This is a genomic window from Psychrobacter immobilis (assembly GCF_003148585.1).
GTDB classification, from domain to species: Bacteria; Pseudomonadota; Gammaproteobacteria; order Pseudomonadales; family Moraxellaceae; genus Psychrobacter; species Psychrobacter immobilis.
Genome location: NZ_QGGM01000017.1, coordinates 41,974 through 58,282, shown reverse-complemented (window position 1 = coordinate 58,282; position 16,309 = coordinate 41,974). Strand labels below are relative to the sequence as shown.

At 42.6% G+C, this 16,309-nt stretch carries 12 protein-coding genes; 3 read left to right on the top strand and 9 right to left on the bottom strand.

Annotated elements, in window-relative coordinates:
• Nucleotides 1–8: 8 nt before the first annotated feature.
• The 6 genes from C8D84_RS12175 to rdgB all read right to left on the bottom strand — a co-directional run bounded on the left by C8D84_RS12175 (nt 9) and on the right by rdgB (nt 7,611).
• The gene (locus tag C8D84_RS12175; protein ID WP_109592476.1) at nt 9–959 is read right to left on the bottom strand and encodes a c-type cytochrome; all 951 of its coding nucleotides are present in this window, start codon (nt 957–959) and stop codon (nt 9–11) included.
• Between the two features lie 329 nt (nt 960–1,288).
• Nucleotides 1,289–2,299 (bottom strand): SDR family NAD(P)-dependent oxidoreductase, encoded by a 1,011-nt coding sequence (locus tag C8D84_RS12170; RefSeq protein WP_109592474.1) that lies wholly within the window; start codon nt 2,297–2,299, stop codon nt 1,289–1,291.
• Between the two features lie 225 nt (nt 2,300–2,524).
• Nucleotides 2,525–3,838, bottom strand: a complete 1,314-nt coding sequence (gene clpX / locus C8D84_RS12165; protein WP_087814795.1) for an ATP-dependent protease ATP-binding subunit ClpX — start codon at nt 3,836–3,838, stop codon at nt 2,525–2,527.
• 115 nt (nt 3,839–3,953) lie between these two features.
• On the bottom strand, nt 3,954–4,583 hold the full coding sequence (gene clpP / locus C8D84_RS12160; protein WP_045448048.1) for an ATP-dependent Clp endopeptidase proteolytic subunit ClpP: 630 nt from the start codon (nt 4,581–4,583) through the stop codon (nt 3,954–3,956).
• Nucleotides 4,584–5,093: 510 nt separating this feature from the next.
• A complete protein-coding gene (gene tig / locus C8D84_RS12155; RefSeq protein ID WP_109592472.1) occupies nt 5,094–6,437 on the bottom strand; it encodes a trigger factor in 1,344 nt (447 codons plus the stop codon).
• A 520-nt stretch (nt 6,438–6,957) separates the two neighbouring features.
• Nucleotides 6,958–7,611: an RdgB/HAM1 family non-canonical purine NTP pyrophosphatase gene (gene rdgB / locus C8D84_RS12150; protein WP_109592470.1), complete on the bottom strand. Its 654-nt coding sequence runs from the start codon at nt 7,609–7,611 to the stop codon at nt 6,958–6,960.
• Between the two features lie 542 nt (nt 7,612–8,153).
• Here rdgB and C8D84_RS12145 point away from each other — a divergent pair.
• Nucleotides 8,154–8,783, top strand: coding sequence for a superoxide dismutase (locus C8D84_RS12145; protein ID WP_109592468.1), 630 nt, complete (start codon nt 8,154–8,156; stop codon nt 8,781–8,783).
• Between the two features lie 83 nt (nt 8,784–8,866).
• On the opposite strand, the gene C8D84_RS12140 is transcribed toward C8D84_RS12145, so the two are convergent.
• From C8D84_RS12140 to C8D84_RS12130, 3 genes are all read right to left on the bottom strand, one after another.
• A complete protein-coding gene (locus C8D84_RS12140) occupies nt 8,867–9,700 on the bottom strand; it encodes a hypothetical protein (RefSeq protein ID WP_109592466.1) in 834 nt (277 codons plus the stop codon).
• A 139-nt stretch (nt 9,701–9,839) separates the two neighbouring features.
• Nucleotides 9,840–10,658 carry a DUF72 domain-containing protein gene (locus tag C8D84_RS12135; protein ID WP_109592465.1) on the bottom strand — a complete coding sequence of 273 codons (819 nt, stop codon included), beginning with the start codon at nt 10,656–10,658 and terminating at the stop codon, nt 9,840–9,842.
• A gap of 41 nt (nt 10,659–10,699) precedes the next feature.
• The gene (locus C8D84_RS12130) at nt 10,700–11,785 is read right to left on the bottom strand and encodes a polyprenyl synthetase family protein (protein ID WP_109592463.1); all 1,086 of its coding nucleotides are present in this window, start codon (nt 11,783–11,785) and stop codon (nt 10,700–10,702) included.
• Nucleotides 11,786–12,596: 811 nt separating this feature from the next.
• On the opposite strand from C8D84_RS12130, the gene fadB reads away from it, so the two are divergent.
• Nucleotides 12,597–14,756, top strand: coding sequence for a fatty acid oxidation complex subunit alpha FadB (fadB, locus tag C8D84_RS12125; protein ID WP_109592461.1), 2,160 nt, complete (start codon nt 12,597–12,599; stop codon nt 14,754–14,756).
• Nucleotides 14,757–15,003: 247 nt separating this feature from the next.
• Nucleotides 15,004–16,176, top strand: a complete 1,173-nt coding sequence (gene fadA, locus C8D84_RS12120; protein ID WP_045455299.1) for an acetyl-CoA C-acyltransferase FadA — start codon at nt 15,004–15,006, stop codon at nt 16,174–16,176.
• The last annotated feature ends 133 nt before the right edge of the window (nt 16,177–16,309 follow it).

The following is a 16,309-nucleotide window of genomic DNA, read 5'->3' as shown; positions in this document are numbered from 1 at the left end:
GCTTAAAACTAGCGGCGTACATCTTTAGGGGCATCACCATTGGGCCAGTCTTTGTCTTTGTTGGCTTTGATAGGTCGCGGCAGATGGGTAAAGTAAGCGGCAATATCGACCGCTTCTTGGTCACTAAGCGAGTTACCTTGACCAAAGGGCATTTTGCCTTTGATAAAGGCAGCTGCTGTATAAGTTCGCGCCATACCTGCACCATCGTTGAAGGACTTGTCTCCAGCTACTGCTGGATAGATATAAGTGCCATCGTCATTATATTGACCTTCGCCATTTTCACCATGGCAAACGCTACATTTTTCAGCAAACAGCTTTTTACCATTGTCCGTATTTGGCTCTAAAGTTTTGTCTACCTTAACAAAACCGCGACCTTCAGGCGAGACACCATAAGGCAAGCCTTGTGATAGCCAGCTCATATAAGACACCATCGCATTCATATCATCTGAACCTAGATCAAGTGCTTTGCCATTCATTGAGCGTTCAAAACAGCCATTGATGCGCTCTTGTATTGAATTCACGCGACCAGCACGTGACCGATAAATAGGATAAATGCCGGGCATACCATTCCAAGGCGCTGCGTAAGCCTCTGAGCCATTACCCAAGTGACAGCTGGTACAATTCAACTGATTGCCGACATTGTCAGGCATCTCTTTATAAGTATGATTGGCGATTTGTAAGCCGCGACGTACTGCTGCGCCGAACTCATCATCTGGAATAGTGGACTCATCTGGCATGCTAACGCTCAGTTTGGCGCTTGGATTTGCAGCCATCTCGTCTTTAATTTCTGCAGCACGTGCCTCAAGTGACTTAACGCGGGCTAATGCTTCAGCTTCTTCGACACGGTCGACCGCCTTGGTATCTGATTCACTACAGCCTGACAGGCTAACTGCACCAATAGCAAAGATAGCAGCCAGTAAAACGGAGGAAGAGGGTTTGACCTTTAAAAGTATTTTCATTGGAATATCCTTATTATCAAAAATAATATGTAATAATATATTTTTATGATAATTTAGCTGTCAAAATGACAGAAGTAATCTTAATTTTTGTGCAAAAAATCTGAATGAGTCATCAATCTGTAAGTTGCTAGAAACATAATTGTACCAAATATTAAATAATTAAAGTATATAAATAGATAAAGTGTTTTGGCTTTAGAGGGACATGAATTAATTTCATACCGTATGAAGAACCATATTGAAAGACAGTGTTGAAATACTACCTACAAAAAAGCGCTTAAATATTGATAATATTTAAGTGCTTTTTTGTAGGTAGTGATTTTTAAAACATACTATTTTGGCGTGCTTGGTTTTTTATGGCGGCGTGGTTTGAGCTTACGAGAGAGCGTATGGACATCGTTCAATATTTGACTGTATGTCGCTGGAAAGACACGCTGTACCGCGTCAATTATCTTGGCATCGTTGCCAATCAGACAGCGCGGTTGATTGGTCGCGGCAGCCTGCAAAATAATCCAAGCGGCATTGCTTGCATCAAATTTCAGAAACTTATTAAAGCTCTGAATGGCTTTGGGGCCAGTACGCATGCCAATATCATTGATACTGTCATTGCCACGGGCACTATTGGCAATATTGGTTTTAATCCCGCCTGGATGAATGCAGGTCGATGACACACCGCAGCGCTGAATATCTAGCTCTTGACGCAAGCTTTCGGTAAAGCCGCGTACAGCAAATTTACTGGCGTTATACGCAGATTGTGATGGCTGAGCGGTTAAGCCAAACAGGCTTGAGATATTAATGATGTGACCATGCTCGTTAAATTGGCGCGATCTGTTTTTTTTGCTGCCATTTGTCGATTCGCTTTGTTTGACACTATTTTTAATCAATGGCAAAAATGCCTTGGTGCCATAAACCACACCCCAAAAATTGATGTCCATGACCCATTCAAGCTCGCTAATACTACTGCCTTCTACGGTCGAATATAGCGCCACGCCTGCATTATTAAAGATAAAGTTCACTTTGCCATGGTCTACCATCACGCTATCTGCCCACGCTTCCACGGCTTTATTGTCTGAGACATCAAGCACCGTCATAGTCGCTTTTATATTATAACCGACCAGCAATTCTTTGGTCTGTGCCAGTTGCACCGCGTTGATATCAGAGAGCGCCACGTGGCAGCCCATTTTTGCCAAATGAATAGCCAACTCGCGCCCCATACCAGAGCCAGCACCCGTAATAGCCGCGACATGATTATGATAATAAGGAGTAATATCTTGGTCTATCGTGGTATGAAAAGGCAAGTGTTGATGTAATGAGGTTGCGATAGAAGTAATATTGTTAAGCATGATAAACAGTCCTTTGTTTCATCAGTGATAGGTGTTGGTAGCACATTTACCTTAGCATGCTTTGTTGTTTTAGCTGTGAACGATTGATAGACGCCGCTGTCACTTTATCCATACATTGGCTGTCATAAAAAAATCATAAGTGAGCAGCCATAAAAAAACGTCTAGTATAAGATATGCTAGACGCCTTTACTTCAATGACAGTTTTAATAAAGCTGATAACAACCGCTAAGCATCTATCGCTATTTGCTCTGAGTCGTCGGTAGAAAAGATAATTTCAGGTGTTTTACCTTCATTAATCACTTGCTCATCGACGATGACAGTCTTGGCATTTTTCATCGAAGGCAACTCGTACATAGTCTCAAGGAGCGCATTTTCAACGATAGAACGCAAACCACGAGCACCAGTCTTACGCGCCATGGCTTTTTTGGCAATCGCATCGAGCGCTTCTTTGGTAAAGCTAATGTCAGCGCCTTCCATATCGAATAGATACTTATATTGCTTAACCAAAGCGTTTTTTGGTTCTGTCAATATCTGCACCAATGCGTCCTCGTCCAGCTCTGTGAGCGCAGCAAGAACAGGAAGACGACCGATGAGCTCAGGAATAAGACCAAATTTGATCAAATCTTCAGGCTCTACTTGTTGCAGTAATTCTGAGCTGCGTTTGCTATCGTCTTTTGAGCTGACATCGGCGTTAAAGCCGATACCGCCTTTTTCTGTACGCTGCTGAATAACCGCATCAAGACCGGCAAACGCCCCGCCGACGATGATTAAAATGTTACTCGTATCAACTTGGATCAGCTCTTGCTGTGGATGCTTACGACCACCATGTGGCGGAATGGCAGCGACCGTACCTTCGATAAGCTTTAGCAACGCTTGCTGTACGCCTTCGCCTGACACATCACGGGTGATAGACGGATTGTCGCCTTTCTTACTGATTTTATCAATCTCATCGATATAGATGATGCCTTGTTCCGCTTTGCTCACATCATAATCTGATGCTTGCAAAAGTTTTTGCACGATGTTTTCGACATCTTCACCGACATAACCTGCTTCGGTCAAGGTCGTCGCATCGGCCATCGCAAAAGGCACATCCAGTAGACGCGCCAAGGTTTGCGCCAGCAAAGTCTTACCAGAACCCGTTGGGCCAATCAGCAAAATGTTACTTTTCGCCAATTCAACCATGGCATCGTCAGCGCCAATCTTCGCTTTTTTGCTGTCATTGGCTAAGGTTTGGCTAACTTTTAGACGCTTATAGTGGTTATAGACGGCAACTGCTAGTGCTTTTTTAGCAGCGTCTTGTCCAATGACGTATTCGTCAAGCTTGGCACGCAGCTCTTTTGGCGTTGGTAGCTTTTTATTGACCCAAGACGTATCAATGTCGCTGTCATCATCGCCATCTTCGGCGCTATCTGCGATTAAATCGGTACATAGCTCAATACATTCATTACAGATATTGGCATCGTCAGCGGCAATCAGCTGCTGTACATCGCTTTTGGCTTTGCCGCAAAACGAGCAATGCGGGGTGTTATCTTCTGCCATAAAAGGCGCTCCTAAAATTTAAAACTTACAAATATTTTGATTTTTTACATCAAAGCCAAAACGTATAACGCTCAGGCTTTTGATGCCCATCAAAGCTTTTGCTCTTATGCGGTAATTATAAAGAAGTAGGGCGGCGCTCTAATACTTCATCAACCAGACCGTACTCTTTGGCTTCTTTCGCATCTAACCAAAAGTCACGCTCAACGTCTTTTTCAATTTTCTCTAATGGTTGACCAGTACGTTCTGCCAAAATCTCGTTTAAGCGGGCACGCGTTTTTAGAATTTCACGCGCATTAATTTCGATATCGGTTGCTTGACCTTGCGCGCCGCCTGAAGGCTGATGAATCATGACACGAGCATTGGCAAGAGAGTAACGCTTGCCTTTTTGACCAGCCGCGAGCAAGAACGAGCCCATGCTATAAGCACCGCCCATACAGATGGTTGACACTTCAGGTTTGATGAAGTTCATGGTGTCAAAGATTGCCAAACCTGCACTCACTGAGCCGCCTGGTGAATTGATATACAAGTGAATGTCTTTATCTGGGTTTTCTGCTTCTAAAAATAGCAACTGTGCAACAATCAGATTGGCCATATGGTCTTCGACTTGACCAGTCAAAAAGATAACGCGCTCACGCAATAGACGCGAGAAAATATCAAACGAGCGTTCACCGCGAGAGGATTGTTCAACGACCATCGGTACTAATGCTGCATGCGCAGCTTGAGGAGCGCTTTGGGTATATTGCATGCCTTGTGCGTCATTGTGCGCACTCATCAGCATATCAAAATGTGGGTTGGCAGTGATGCGATCATAATCTGTCATAAAGATGTCCTGTTTATAAGTACATAAAATAAAGGGATTGAAGCTAGCGAGCGGCTACGCTTGTAGGGCTGCTTATCATGCTAGATGTTGCCGCTTTTTAATAATATTCGTTGGCTGAAATAATAAGCGCCAGATATCGCTAAAAATAATTGAGCTAATGGTAACTTTTTTATTGAGGCAATAGTAACTTTTTCATGTGAAAAATAATTTTCTATTTATAACATGAGTGCTATTAATAAAATGATTGACTCACTATTAATAAGGCGTCTGTAACCATTTATCAAGGGGCTTGGTTATAAACTGTCCATAAAGATAGCATATAAATCCCCAATAAAAATGCCCTAACACATATGTTAGAGCATTATGTTAGAGCATGTTTAGATTGAGATTAGCAATTTGCCATTGAATGGCAACTTGCTAAGTTATCTCACTAAATTACATGCCTTGCTGCTGTTGTTGCTGTGCAGCTAGCAAGTCTTGGTAGCTAACTTCTTTGTCAGTTACTTTACCTTGCTCGATTAAATAATCAACTACTTGGTCTTCTAGTACTACAGACTCAATGTTCGCGCGCTGCTGCTTGTCATTGGTGTAGTATTCGATTACTTCACTTGGATCTTCGTAGTTTTCAGCCGCTTCTTTGATGAAGGTTTCAACGCGTTCTTGATCGACTTCTAAGCCTTTGGTATCGATAACACGAGCAACGATGATGCCAAGACGAGCAGCACGTAGCGCTTGCTCTTCAAATAGCTCATTTGGTAGCATGTCTTTATCGAAGCTATCAGCATTGGCACCAAACTGCTGAGAAAAACGTTGCATCATCATGTTGCGCTGACGCTCGATTTCTTGCTCTAGCATAGCATTTGGTACATCAAACTCGTTCTTTTCTAGCAATGCGTCAAAAGTCGCTTGCTTAACTTGGCTACGAGCCGCGTTTTTGATTTCGCGTTCCATGTTTTTGCGAACGTCTTCTTTCAACTTCTCAACGCCGCCTTCTTTCACGCCGAATAGCTCAAGGAACTCTTCGTTGATTTCTGGTAGCTTAGATTTTTCAACCAATTTTACATTGATTTTGAACTGAGCTTCTTTACCCGCTAAGTTTTCAGCTTGGTAATCTTCTGGGAAAGTGACGTCGATAACCTTCTCTTCGCCAGCTTTCATGCCTTTGATACCCGCTTCAAAACCAGGAATCATCTGGTTGCTACCGATAACCAGTTTGAAATCTTCAGCAGAACCGCCTTCGAATTTTTCGCCATCGATAGAGCCTTCAAAGTCAAAAGTTACTTGATTGCCTTTGTCCGCTTTACCTTTTTTCTCAACGAATTCTTCACGTTGCTTTTGAAGGTTTTCGATCATAGTATCGACGTCTTCTTCGCTTACTTTAGCCGTGTGACGCTCAACTTCGATCTCATTGATACCTTGTACGTCTACTTCTGGGAAGATTTCAACAGTGGCTTGATAAACCAAGAAATCGTCTTCAAGTTTTACATCGTCGATGTTAGGCATGCCAACCGCGCGGATGTCTTCAGATTTGATCGCTTCAAAAACGGTATCACGGATCACATCGTTGATGACTTCTTGTTGAATGCCAGCACCATACTGAGAGCGGATGTGTGACATAGGGACGTTACCTTTACGGAAACCGTCAATCTTGGCAGTTTTCGCAACTTGGCGAATACGACCTTCGACTTTGTTTTGAATTTTTTCGACAGGTACTTTAACTGTCAATTGGGTTTCTTTATTAGATAGCTTGTTGGTTGTGACTTGTAAATCTGTAGCCATGTTAATTACACCTTTAGGATTAAATAGTACGTTTGATTAAATAGTACTTAGGGTTAAATGGTAATAGACAAACCGTGCCTCAAATTACGGGCGTGTACCATGGGTTGCCGTTGGAATAAATAGGGGATAGCGATAGCGCGCAATGTCAAAGTCAGTACCTTGAGCAATCGCCTTTGGTCACCACTGGCGCTGACTGATACTAAAATGTGAAACGGATATCTTAGTAATAGGCGCTATCAGATATCAATCATAAACCGTTAATGCACCGCATAATAACGCTTTTTGGTGAATTATACAGACAAATAACGGCTTTCAACAAAATTTTAAAAGTAGAACAGTATAATCTATCTGTTTATTAAAGTAAAAATTATCTCTTTATCGTCCATTCACTTTGAATCTGCTACATCGTCAATCTCGCTTAAAGTACGATTTGTACCTCTGCGCTAGACTTTTAGCTATCTTGTATCAGCATTAATAGCTAAAGGAATAAATTGAATCGACTATAGCTTTTAGAAGTTATCTACAACGGTAACTGCGCCAATAATCGCTGAATCGCCTGACCACGATGACTGATGCTATTTTTATCAGCAGCACTTAAGCTCGCGGCGCTAGCTTGTAACTCTGGCAACCAAAACAGCGGATCATAACCAAAACCGCCGTCACCATGCGCTGTCTCTAAAATCTCACCCTGCCATAGACCTTGCGCGATAATCGGTAGCGGATCATCAGCATGGCGCACCATCGCCAGTACGCAAACAAATAACCCTTTAATAGGTTTGTTAGCGTGCTCAGTACGAATAGGCTGCAAGTCAGCGATGAGCTTGATGTTGTTTTTACCATCGTTACCATGCTCACCAGCATAGCGAGCAGAGTAGATGCCCGGTGCGTTACCGAGTGCAGGCACACATAGTCCTGAATCATCTGCAATCGCAGGTAGACCACTAATTCGACTGGCATGTCGCGCTTTTATAATGGCGTTTTCTACGAAGCTTAGCCCGTCTTCGATTGCATCTTCGATATCAAGCTGTCCTTGCGGGATGATCGTCACATCCAAATCTGCCTCGGCAAACAGCCTTTTAAACTCAGCCAGTTTGCCTTTATTATTACTGGCGAGCACCCATTGATTATCAGGGGTCGATTGGATGGAGGAGCGTGAGGTATTCGTGGTGCTCATAGGGTTATTCCGTTATGTCATTATTAAGAATATGGTTGGTGAAAGTATGATCGGTTTTTAAATTATATCGGTATCTTAATGCCAATTTCATCAGTTTATCAGTCAGCTAAGTGCCTAGCACGATTGGCATGGCAAGGCATTCTGCGCTTAGTCTATAGACAACCAAAGGCTATACTAACAGTGTTATCCATAACATTTGGTAACTGATATTTGTCGCTACTGTTGCTATAATAGCCGCCAAGCTACCGTGAATGATATCTTATGGCTTGTGAATATTAAGTTAATAAATGCTTATGAAGTCAAGCACTTGGCTTTTGAGCAAACTGTAACAAAAGTAAGTTAATTTTGGATTCATAATAATACGTGATACTGTGTTAAACAATAAACGGTATTAAGCAATAATATTCATTTCAAACAATAAACTCAGCCAATTTAGTCCGCCATTTTATCGTGTTTTTTATCATGTAAAAATAGCGTAAAATTCAGTTTCTATAATGAGTTTTTATCAAATGACGGCTAAAAACAGCAAGGATAAAATAACTATGTCAAACATTACTTTACCAGAGCTACCATACGCAAAAGACGCACTAGAGCCACATATCAGTGCCGAGACGCTAGAATACCATCATGACAAGCATCACAATGCCTACGTGACTAAGCTCAACGAATTGCTACCAGGTTCTGGTCTAGAAGACAAAACATTGCCAGAAATCATCGTGGCAACCGCTAAAGATGACAGCAAGCAAGGTATGTTCAACCAAGCAGCCCAAGTATGGAATCACACGTTCTACTGGAACTGCATGACGCCAACTAACGGCGGCGGCGAACCTACTGGTGATCTAAAAGGCAAAATCGAAGAAGACTTCGGTAGCTATGATAAGTTCCGTGAAGAGTTCAAAAATGCAGCATTGACTCAGTTCGGTTCAGGTTGGGCATGGCTAGTCGCTGATAAAGTCGGTGGCAAATTGTCTATCGCCAAAACAGCTAACGCTGACACGCCACTTGCACATGACCAAATCGCAGTATTGACTTGTGATGTATGGGAACATGCGTACTATATCGATTATCGTAACCGTCGTCCTGATTATGTTGACACGTTCCTAGACAAGCTAGTGAACTGGGACTACGCAAATGCGAAATATAAAGGTCAAGATGCTGGCGTAGAAGAGTAATCTTTAACGACTAAGTATTTGATTGATAAAAAAGGACGCTGCGAGGCGTCCTTTTTTTTGTGGTTATTTAGCTGTACTTATTATTAGCTAGCTTTAAGTTTTTCTCGCACTTCTTTATTAGCTTGCATTAATATTTCAAAGGAGTTTTTTATACACCCAGATGACCATGCTAAGCTCCAAATTGTTTTATCCAAAATATCATCGTTAAAGCTTCTATTAGTTAGGCGGGACATAACTCTTTTTTCTTGATTATCACAAGTAATTTCTTCTATATGTGACCAATAGCTTGTATTTCCTATAAAGCTAGGATGAGCTATGTCACAAAGAAACTCGTAAGTTGGCATTAACGCTTTGGCGTTTGGATGTTTAGCTACTTTCTGTAAGGAAGTCATAATATTGGTTTGTATAAGGTGCTCTTCGGGTTTTCCATAGCGTGTACCCCAAATCATTTTCGTTACTAAGCCCTCAACTTCTGTAGAAAAAACAATTGTTTTACTAGGGAATTCTAGCTCAGCAAAAGTTTTCTCTAAAATATTGGCATTTAACAAAAATATTGCAGAGATTTCAAGTAAAGATCTAGTAGCTATAGCTGGAACTATGGTCTCTTTAGTATTTAATCCATTTATACATGATTTAATAAGTTCAATGCTACGCCACAAGGTCATATAGCAATATGCTTCTATATTTGAAGTTTGATCATTCCAATATATAGAGTTCATTTTTTTATAATCATTTTTATTTAAAGACTTTAGTTGTTCAGTTATGGACTCAACAGAAGAAAAAAGCCAATGATATTCGCTAGGCACTTGCCTATCAACATCTGAAAATTGTGAAAGAATAAGATTCACAGATTTAATCATTGGGTCTTTATGGTTTTCTGTATAGTCAATTAAATCTCTATTAAGAATATAACTCAAATTAAAAATCCTTTATTAATACGCACATTATATTATCTAAATATAAGATATCGTCATTATATATACTCACTATGTTGAAGTGCTTTTTTATCGCATCTTTGAGTATAAGTTTGTATTATCGTACTATGGATAACTAACTCTACAACACCTCAAACCTAAACTTACTCAACGCTTCCCGCAGCATTGCAATATTATAAAACGCATGCGCATTGACGGTATTTTGGAAGAAGATATATAGCGTATCAAAATGCTGACGCTGATTGGCAATCGCTTGTGCCCAGTCCTGCATTTCCGCCTCGCTATAACGATAATCATGACGGTCAGCGGCGCTCATCGCATCCCACCAGTTTAGATTATTACCATGCATACGCAGATAGCCAGTTCGCTCGGTAAATATCAACCGTGATGGCGGTAAGCCACTGACCTTGGGATAATCGACGCTACACCAAATCAAACCTTGTTTGATAAAGCTATCGACCACTTGCGGGGTATGCCAACCGTTATGACGAAACTCAATAGCGAGTGGATAATCCTTAAACCAACTAACGAGATTTGCCAGATATAGACGGTGCTCACGAGTACGATCAAAGCCGTGTGGGAACTGTAATAATAGTGGCGCTAGAGCATCCGCTTCGATAAGTGGCGTTAGCGCAGTCAGGAAAGCTTGCGCATGTTCAGCAGTGCCCTTACGCGCATGAGTGAAGTCCTGATGCAGCTTGACCGCGAACTTCAACTCGCTATCTGCTTGCACATAGGCTTTATCAACCATCCCAGCAAAAGCCTTTTGTCCGATAGGCGCGTAAAAGGTGCTATTAATCTCGACAGCACCGTACTGCTTAGCGTACTCGCGTAAGAAATCCGTTTTCTTTGTGCCCGTTGGATACAGCGTACCAAGCAAGTCGGTATCGCTATAACCGCCAGTACCAAGGTAAATACGCGGGGTAGGGTTACTGTCCATGTTGACCACTCATTACCGTTCTTTGATGATTAAATTTTTGGCTATTTTTTACGTGCCCATAGCCATTCTATTAATGCCAGTAAAGCATCATTGTTTGCGTCATTGCCAAGCTCGCTACTGCTTGATTCATGACGACTCAGTTCACGAATGATGGCTGTGCGTCCATCATTAAATAGCGATTGCGCATAGCTAGTCGCGTTTTCGACACCCATCAATTTCACATAGGTGGATTTATCTAGTTTCTCATCGCTGCCAGCAGGTTTGCCAAGGGTATCGGTGCTAGTCGTCACATCTAAGATATCGTCTTGTACTTGAAAGGCGAGACCAATATGCTGCGCGCACTCTTGTAATGCCATACGCTGCGGAGCGGTCGCACCAGCACAGATACCGCCCATAAGAATAGCGGCTTCAATCAATGCACCTGTTTTATCACGGTGGATAGCTTCTAGATCGCTTTGTGAAATATTAGTACTAGCCTCAGCATTCAGGTCAAGCATTTGACCAGAAACCATACGCCGTGCACGTGGCGCAAATATTGCGATAAGCTGGCTGGCGATAGCTGAATCAAAGGGCGCAAAAGTGGGCAGCTCTGCGGTCAGTATTTCAAAGGCGAGTGTTTGCAATACGTCGCCAGCGAGTAGGGCGGTTGATTCTTCAAAGACGATATGCGCCGTTGGCTGACCACGGCGCAGCTCATCATCGTCCATACAGGGCAAGTCATCATGTACCAATGAATAGGTATGCAGCAGTTCCACCGCCAATGCCGCACGGCGCGCCATATCATAATCGGAATCGTTTTCTAACAGAGCTTCCAAACCATCAGCGTTAGCCATACTGTTTTTATTGTCAGTGCTTTTATCTGTATTTTCATTGGCATTAGCATTGCTTTGATTGACACTATCAAAGGCACTGGCAACCAATAGTGGACGCACCAATTTACCTTGACCGGTCATCACATAACGACAGGCATCAAGCAGCGGACTTGGCAGCTCAGCGTAAGCAAATAGCATCTCGATATCTTGCGCCAGTTGCGCGCGCACGGCGCTATGAAATTGCTCAGTATTATTATTAAAGCTCGCAAAAGGTACCGTTGTTGAAACAGTGTTTGAAGCCGTTGTTGAAGACATAGGGCTTGGCATAGAAGTAGAAGCAGGGGAAACAGTCATAACCCAACCATTTATCAGGTGAATAATAAAAATATCGCTAGTGTAGCATGATAGATTATATAGCTTATGGGGTGAGCATCATCAATGCCATATTTTTGCAGCTTACTATTAAAAATCCGATTAAGCACACCGAAATAATGCAACAAGCCCTCGTTACGTATTGGTGATTTAACTTAGTCAGTGGATATGTTTTGATAAAGAATCAAGTTAAGCGTGTGACGGCGTGTGACGATAAGCATCTGTCATTATAATCTTTAAAAGACGAATTTTTAGTATACAATTTCAGTATACAAACCGTCACTTAAAGCACATTACTAGTCAGGTAAAGGGCTGCTGCTGATTTAAGAGTGACTTGCGAGTATGGTATTAGCTTGTGACAGTTAGGGGCATAATCCCCTACACTAATTGGCGTAAAAATGATCTGATGATTCAGGGCAGAAGGTTTGCGTGCTTATTTCAGCGAAAAATTTGCTCAACTCTCAGTCCATATTTTTAATGTTAGTATGTTCAATATCAGTACTGGTCACAATATATATAAATGAAGCGCCGTATTCACTTGTGCTAACGCAGTAATATTAAGCATAAAAAATGAATATATAACCATGAGCGCTGGATAATAAAGACATCTTCACTGCTTACTCTATACTGACTTTATAACACAGTATATTGGCAGTGTTATTACTCGTTTTACTAACAATAACTGGCTATGTACTTTAATTTTAAAACTTTTAATTTTAAAACGTAGCTTTCGTTATATAGCAAGGAGTTCCAAATGGTATACCAAGGAAATCGCATCACGGTGACAATGCTAGAGGATGGCATCGCCAACATGCAGTACAACGCCGAAAATGAGAGCGTGAACAAGTTTGATGCTGAAACCAATAAGCAATTTGGTGAAGCCGTTACTGCTTTAGAAAAAGCCGATGACGTTAAGGGTTTAATTGTTACTTCGAGCAAAGGCGTGTTTATTGCTGGTGCTGACATTACAGAATTTGTGGCGTCTTTTAAACAGCCAGAAGAAGAGATTAAAGATTGGGTTATTAATATTAATGACGCCTTTAATCGCTTTGAAGACCTGCCTTTCCCGAAAGTAGCGGCCATCAATGGCGCGGCGCTTGGCGGTGGTTGTGAGATGACCTTGGTTTGTGAATATCGCGTCATGAGCGACAAAGCCATCATCGGTCTACCAGAAACCCAACTGGGTATCTTCCCAGGTTTTGGTGGTACGGTTCGTAGTACGCGTGTCATCGGTATCGATAATGCGCTTGAGTTGATTGCGACTGGTACACCAAAGAAACCACTTGATGCTCTAAAACTAGGCTTGGTTGATGCGACTGTTGCTGCTGATGATTTGCAAGATGCTGCTATTGATTTGGTCAAAAAATGTATCTCAGGTGAGCTTGATTGGAAAGCGAAGCGTGAAGAGAAACTCGTTCCTGTTAAATTAAATCAGCTTGAGCAAGCGATGGCGTTTAACAGTGCCAAAGGTATGATCTTTGCTAAAGCCAATCCTAAGCAATATCCTGCGCCAGCACTGGCTATCGCTGCGATGGAAAAACACGTTAACTTACCACGTGATAAAGCGATTGAAGTAGAAGCCGCTGGTTTTGCAAAAGCGGCGAAAACCCCACAAGCAGAAAGCTTGGTTGGTTTGTTCTTAAGCGATCAGTTGGTTAAAAAATTAGCCAAGCAGCATAGCAAAAAAGCGCATGAAATCAATGAAGCGGCAGTACTAGGCGCTGGTATCATGGGTGGCGGTATCGCTTATCAAGCAGCCAGCAAAGGCTTGCCAATCATCATGAAAGACATCAAGTCTGAGCAATTAGACCTTGGTATGGGCGAAGCCAGCAAGTTACTTGGCAAAATGGTCGATCGCGGCAAAATGACCCCAACTAAAATGGGTGAAACCTTAAGCCGTATCCGTCCTACTTTGAATTATGGTGATTTTGCTGAGACTGATATCGTTATCGAAGCAGTCGTAGAAAATCCAAACGTGAAGCGTGCGGTATTAAAAGAAGTGGAAGGCTTGGTAAAAGACGACTGTATCCTAGCGTCAAACACGTCGACTATCTCTATTACATTCTTGGCTGAAGCACTTGAGCGTCCAGAAAACTTCGTTGGTATGCATTTCTTTAACCCAGTACACCGTATGCCATTGGTAGAAGTTATCCGCGGTGAGAAATCATCTGAAGAGGCGATTGCAACCACCGTTGCGCTAGCCTCTAAAATGGGCAAAGTGCCAGTTGTGGTTAATGACTGCCCAGGTTTCTTAGTGAACCGTGTGTTGTTCCCATACTTTGGTGCATTTGACTTGTTGCTTAAGCAAGGTGCTGACTTTGCTCATGTCGATAAAGTCATGGAAAAATTCGGCTGGCCGATGGGTCCTGCTTATCTAATCGATGTGGTTGGTTTGGATACGGGCGTACATGGCGCTGAAGTCATGGCAGAGGGTTTCCCTGACCGCATGAAGCCTGATTATAAAGGCGCTATTGAGCTTTTATATGAAAACAAACGCCTAGGTCAGAAAAACGGCGTTGGTTTCTACAAGTATGAAATGGACAAGCGCGGTAAGCCAAAGAAAGTTGCTGATGAAGCCACTTATGAGCTATTAAAAACCACCACTGATAGCGACAAACAAACGTTTGAAGATCAAGCAATTATTGACCGCACTATGCTGGCTTTCTGCAATGAAACTGTACGCTGCCTAGAAGACAACATTGTCAGCACGCCATCTGAAGCCGATATGGCGATGATTATGGGTGTTGGTTTCCCGCCATTCCGCGGTGGTCCTTGCCGTTATATCGACCAAATGGGTCTAGATAACTACTTGGCTCTGTGTGAAAAATACGCATACCTTGGCAAAGCTTATGAAGCCCCGCAAAAGATTCGCGACATGGCAGCAGCAGGCGAGACCTTTTACGCCACCGCGTAATGGGTAGTCATTACTAGGATGAAGTGCCGTACGTTTACTATTTAGGCTGAGAAAAATTAGTTTATCACTACTCTTTAGTAGCAAGGTTCTTTAATAGTAGACGTACGATTATAGTTAGTTTTATTTAATGCTAGTACAAGGAAATCGAGCGCAGAGGCACGTATTGTACTTCAAGTGAGATTGACGAAGTAATAGCATTGAAATGGGCTGACTACACTGACAATAAAAATTGAAAAGGAAGTATAGTATGACAATTTTAAGTCCAAAAGACGTGGTCATCGTAGATGGCGTACGCTCAGCGATGGGTAAAACCAAAAACGGTATGTTCCGTCATGTCCGCGCTGATAGCATGTCTGCTGAATTGGTTCGTGCATTGGTTGAACGTAATGACTTTGACCCACGTGACGTCGAAGACATCATTTGGGGCTGTGTCAATCAGACCTTAGAGCAAGGCTTGAACATCGGTCGTAACATCGGTCTGCTAGCTGGTATTCCAAAAACTGCTGGTGGCCAAACAGTCAACCGTCTATGCGGTTCATCTATGCAGGCGCTTCACACTGCAGCGGCTCAAATCATGACCAACCAAGGTGATGTGTTCATCATTGGTGGTGTTGAGCATATGGGTCACGTCGGCATGATGCATGGCGTTGATCTTAACCCTGAAGCATCAAAGCATTATGCCAAAGCCTCAAACATGATGGGCTTGACCGCTGAAATGCTTGGTCGCATGAATAATATCACTCGTGAAGAGCAAGATGCCTTTGGTCTTGAGTCGCATCGCCGTGCATGGGCTGCGACGACTGAGGGTCGTTTTGACAATGAAATCATCGGTATCGAAGGTCATGACGAAGCAGGTCGCCTGCAACTATGTACCGTTGATGAAGTGATTCGCCCTGATGCGACGATGGAGCAAATGCAAAAGCTACGTCCAGCCTTTGATCCAGTAGGTGGTACGGTGACTGCTGCTACCTCATCTGCATTATCTGATGGCGCATCAGCGATGCTAATCATGAGCGCGCAAAAAGCCAAAGAGCTAGGTCTAAAGCCACGTGCGCGTATTCGTAGCATGGCGGTTGCTGGTTGTGATGCTGCTATCATGGGCTATGGTCCAGTACCTGCAACGCAAAAAGCATTGAAGCGCGCTGGCATGAGCATCGATGATATGCAAACGATCGAGCTAAACGAAGCATTCGCTGCACAAGGCTTGTCAGTACTTAAAGCCTTGAACTTGACGGATAAGCAAGACATCGTCAATATCAATGGTGGCGCAATTGCTTTAGGTCATCCACTAGGGTGTTCAGGTGCTCGTATCACGGTTACTTTGCTAAACGCCATGGAGCAGTCAGATACTGAAATCGGCCTTGCAACGATGTGTATCGGTCTTGGTCAAGGTATTGCGACTATTATTGAGCGTGTTTAAGTTTTTTAACTAGCAATTTTAGTCTAATTGATCTAATAAAAACCCTAATCTTCGCGATTGGGGTTTTTTTATGGGTGAATGTTAAAAAGTGCGTTATGAGCTCATGTTCATAACGTGTGCATAAGTTGTTAAT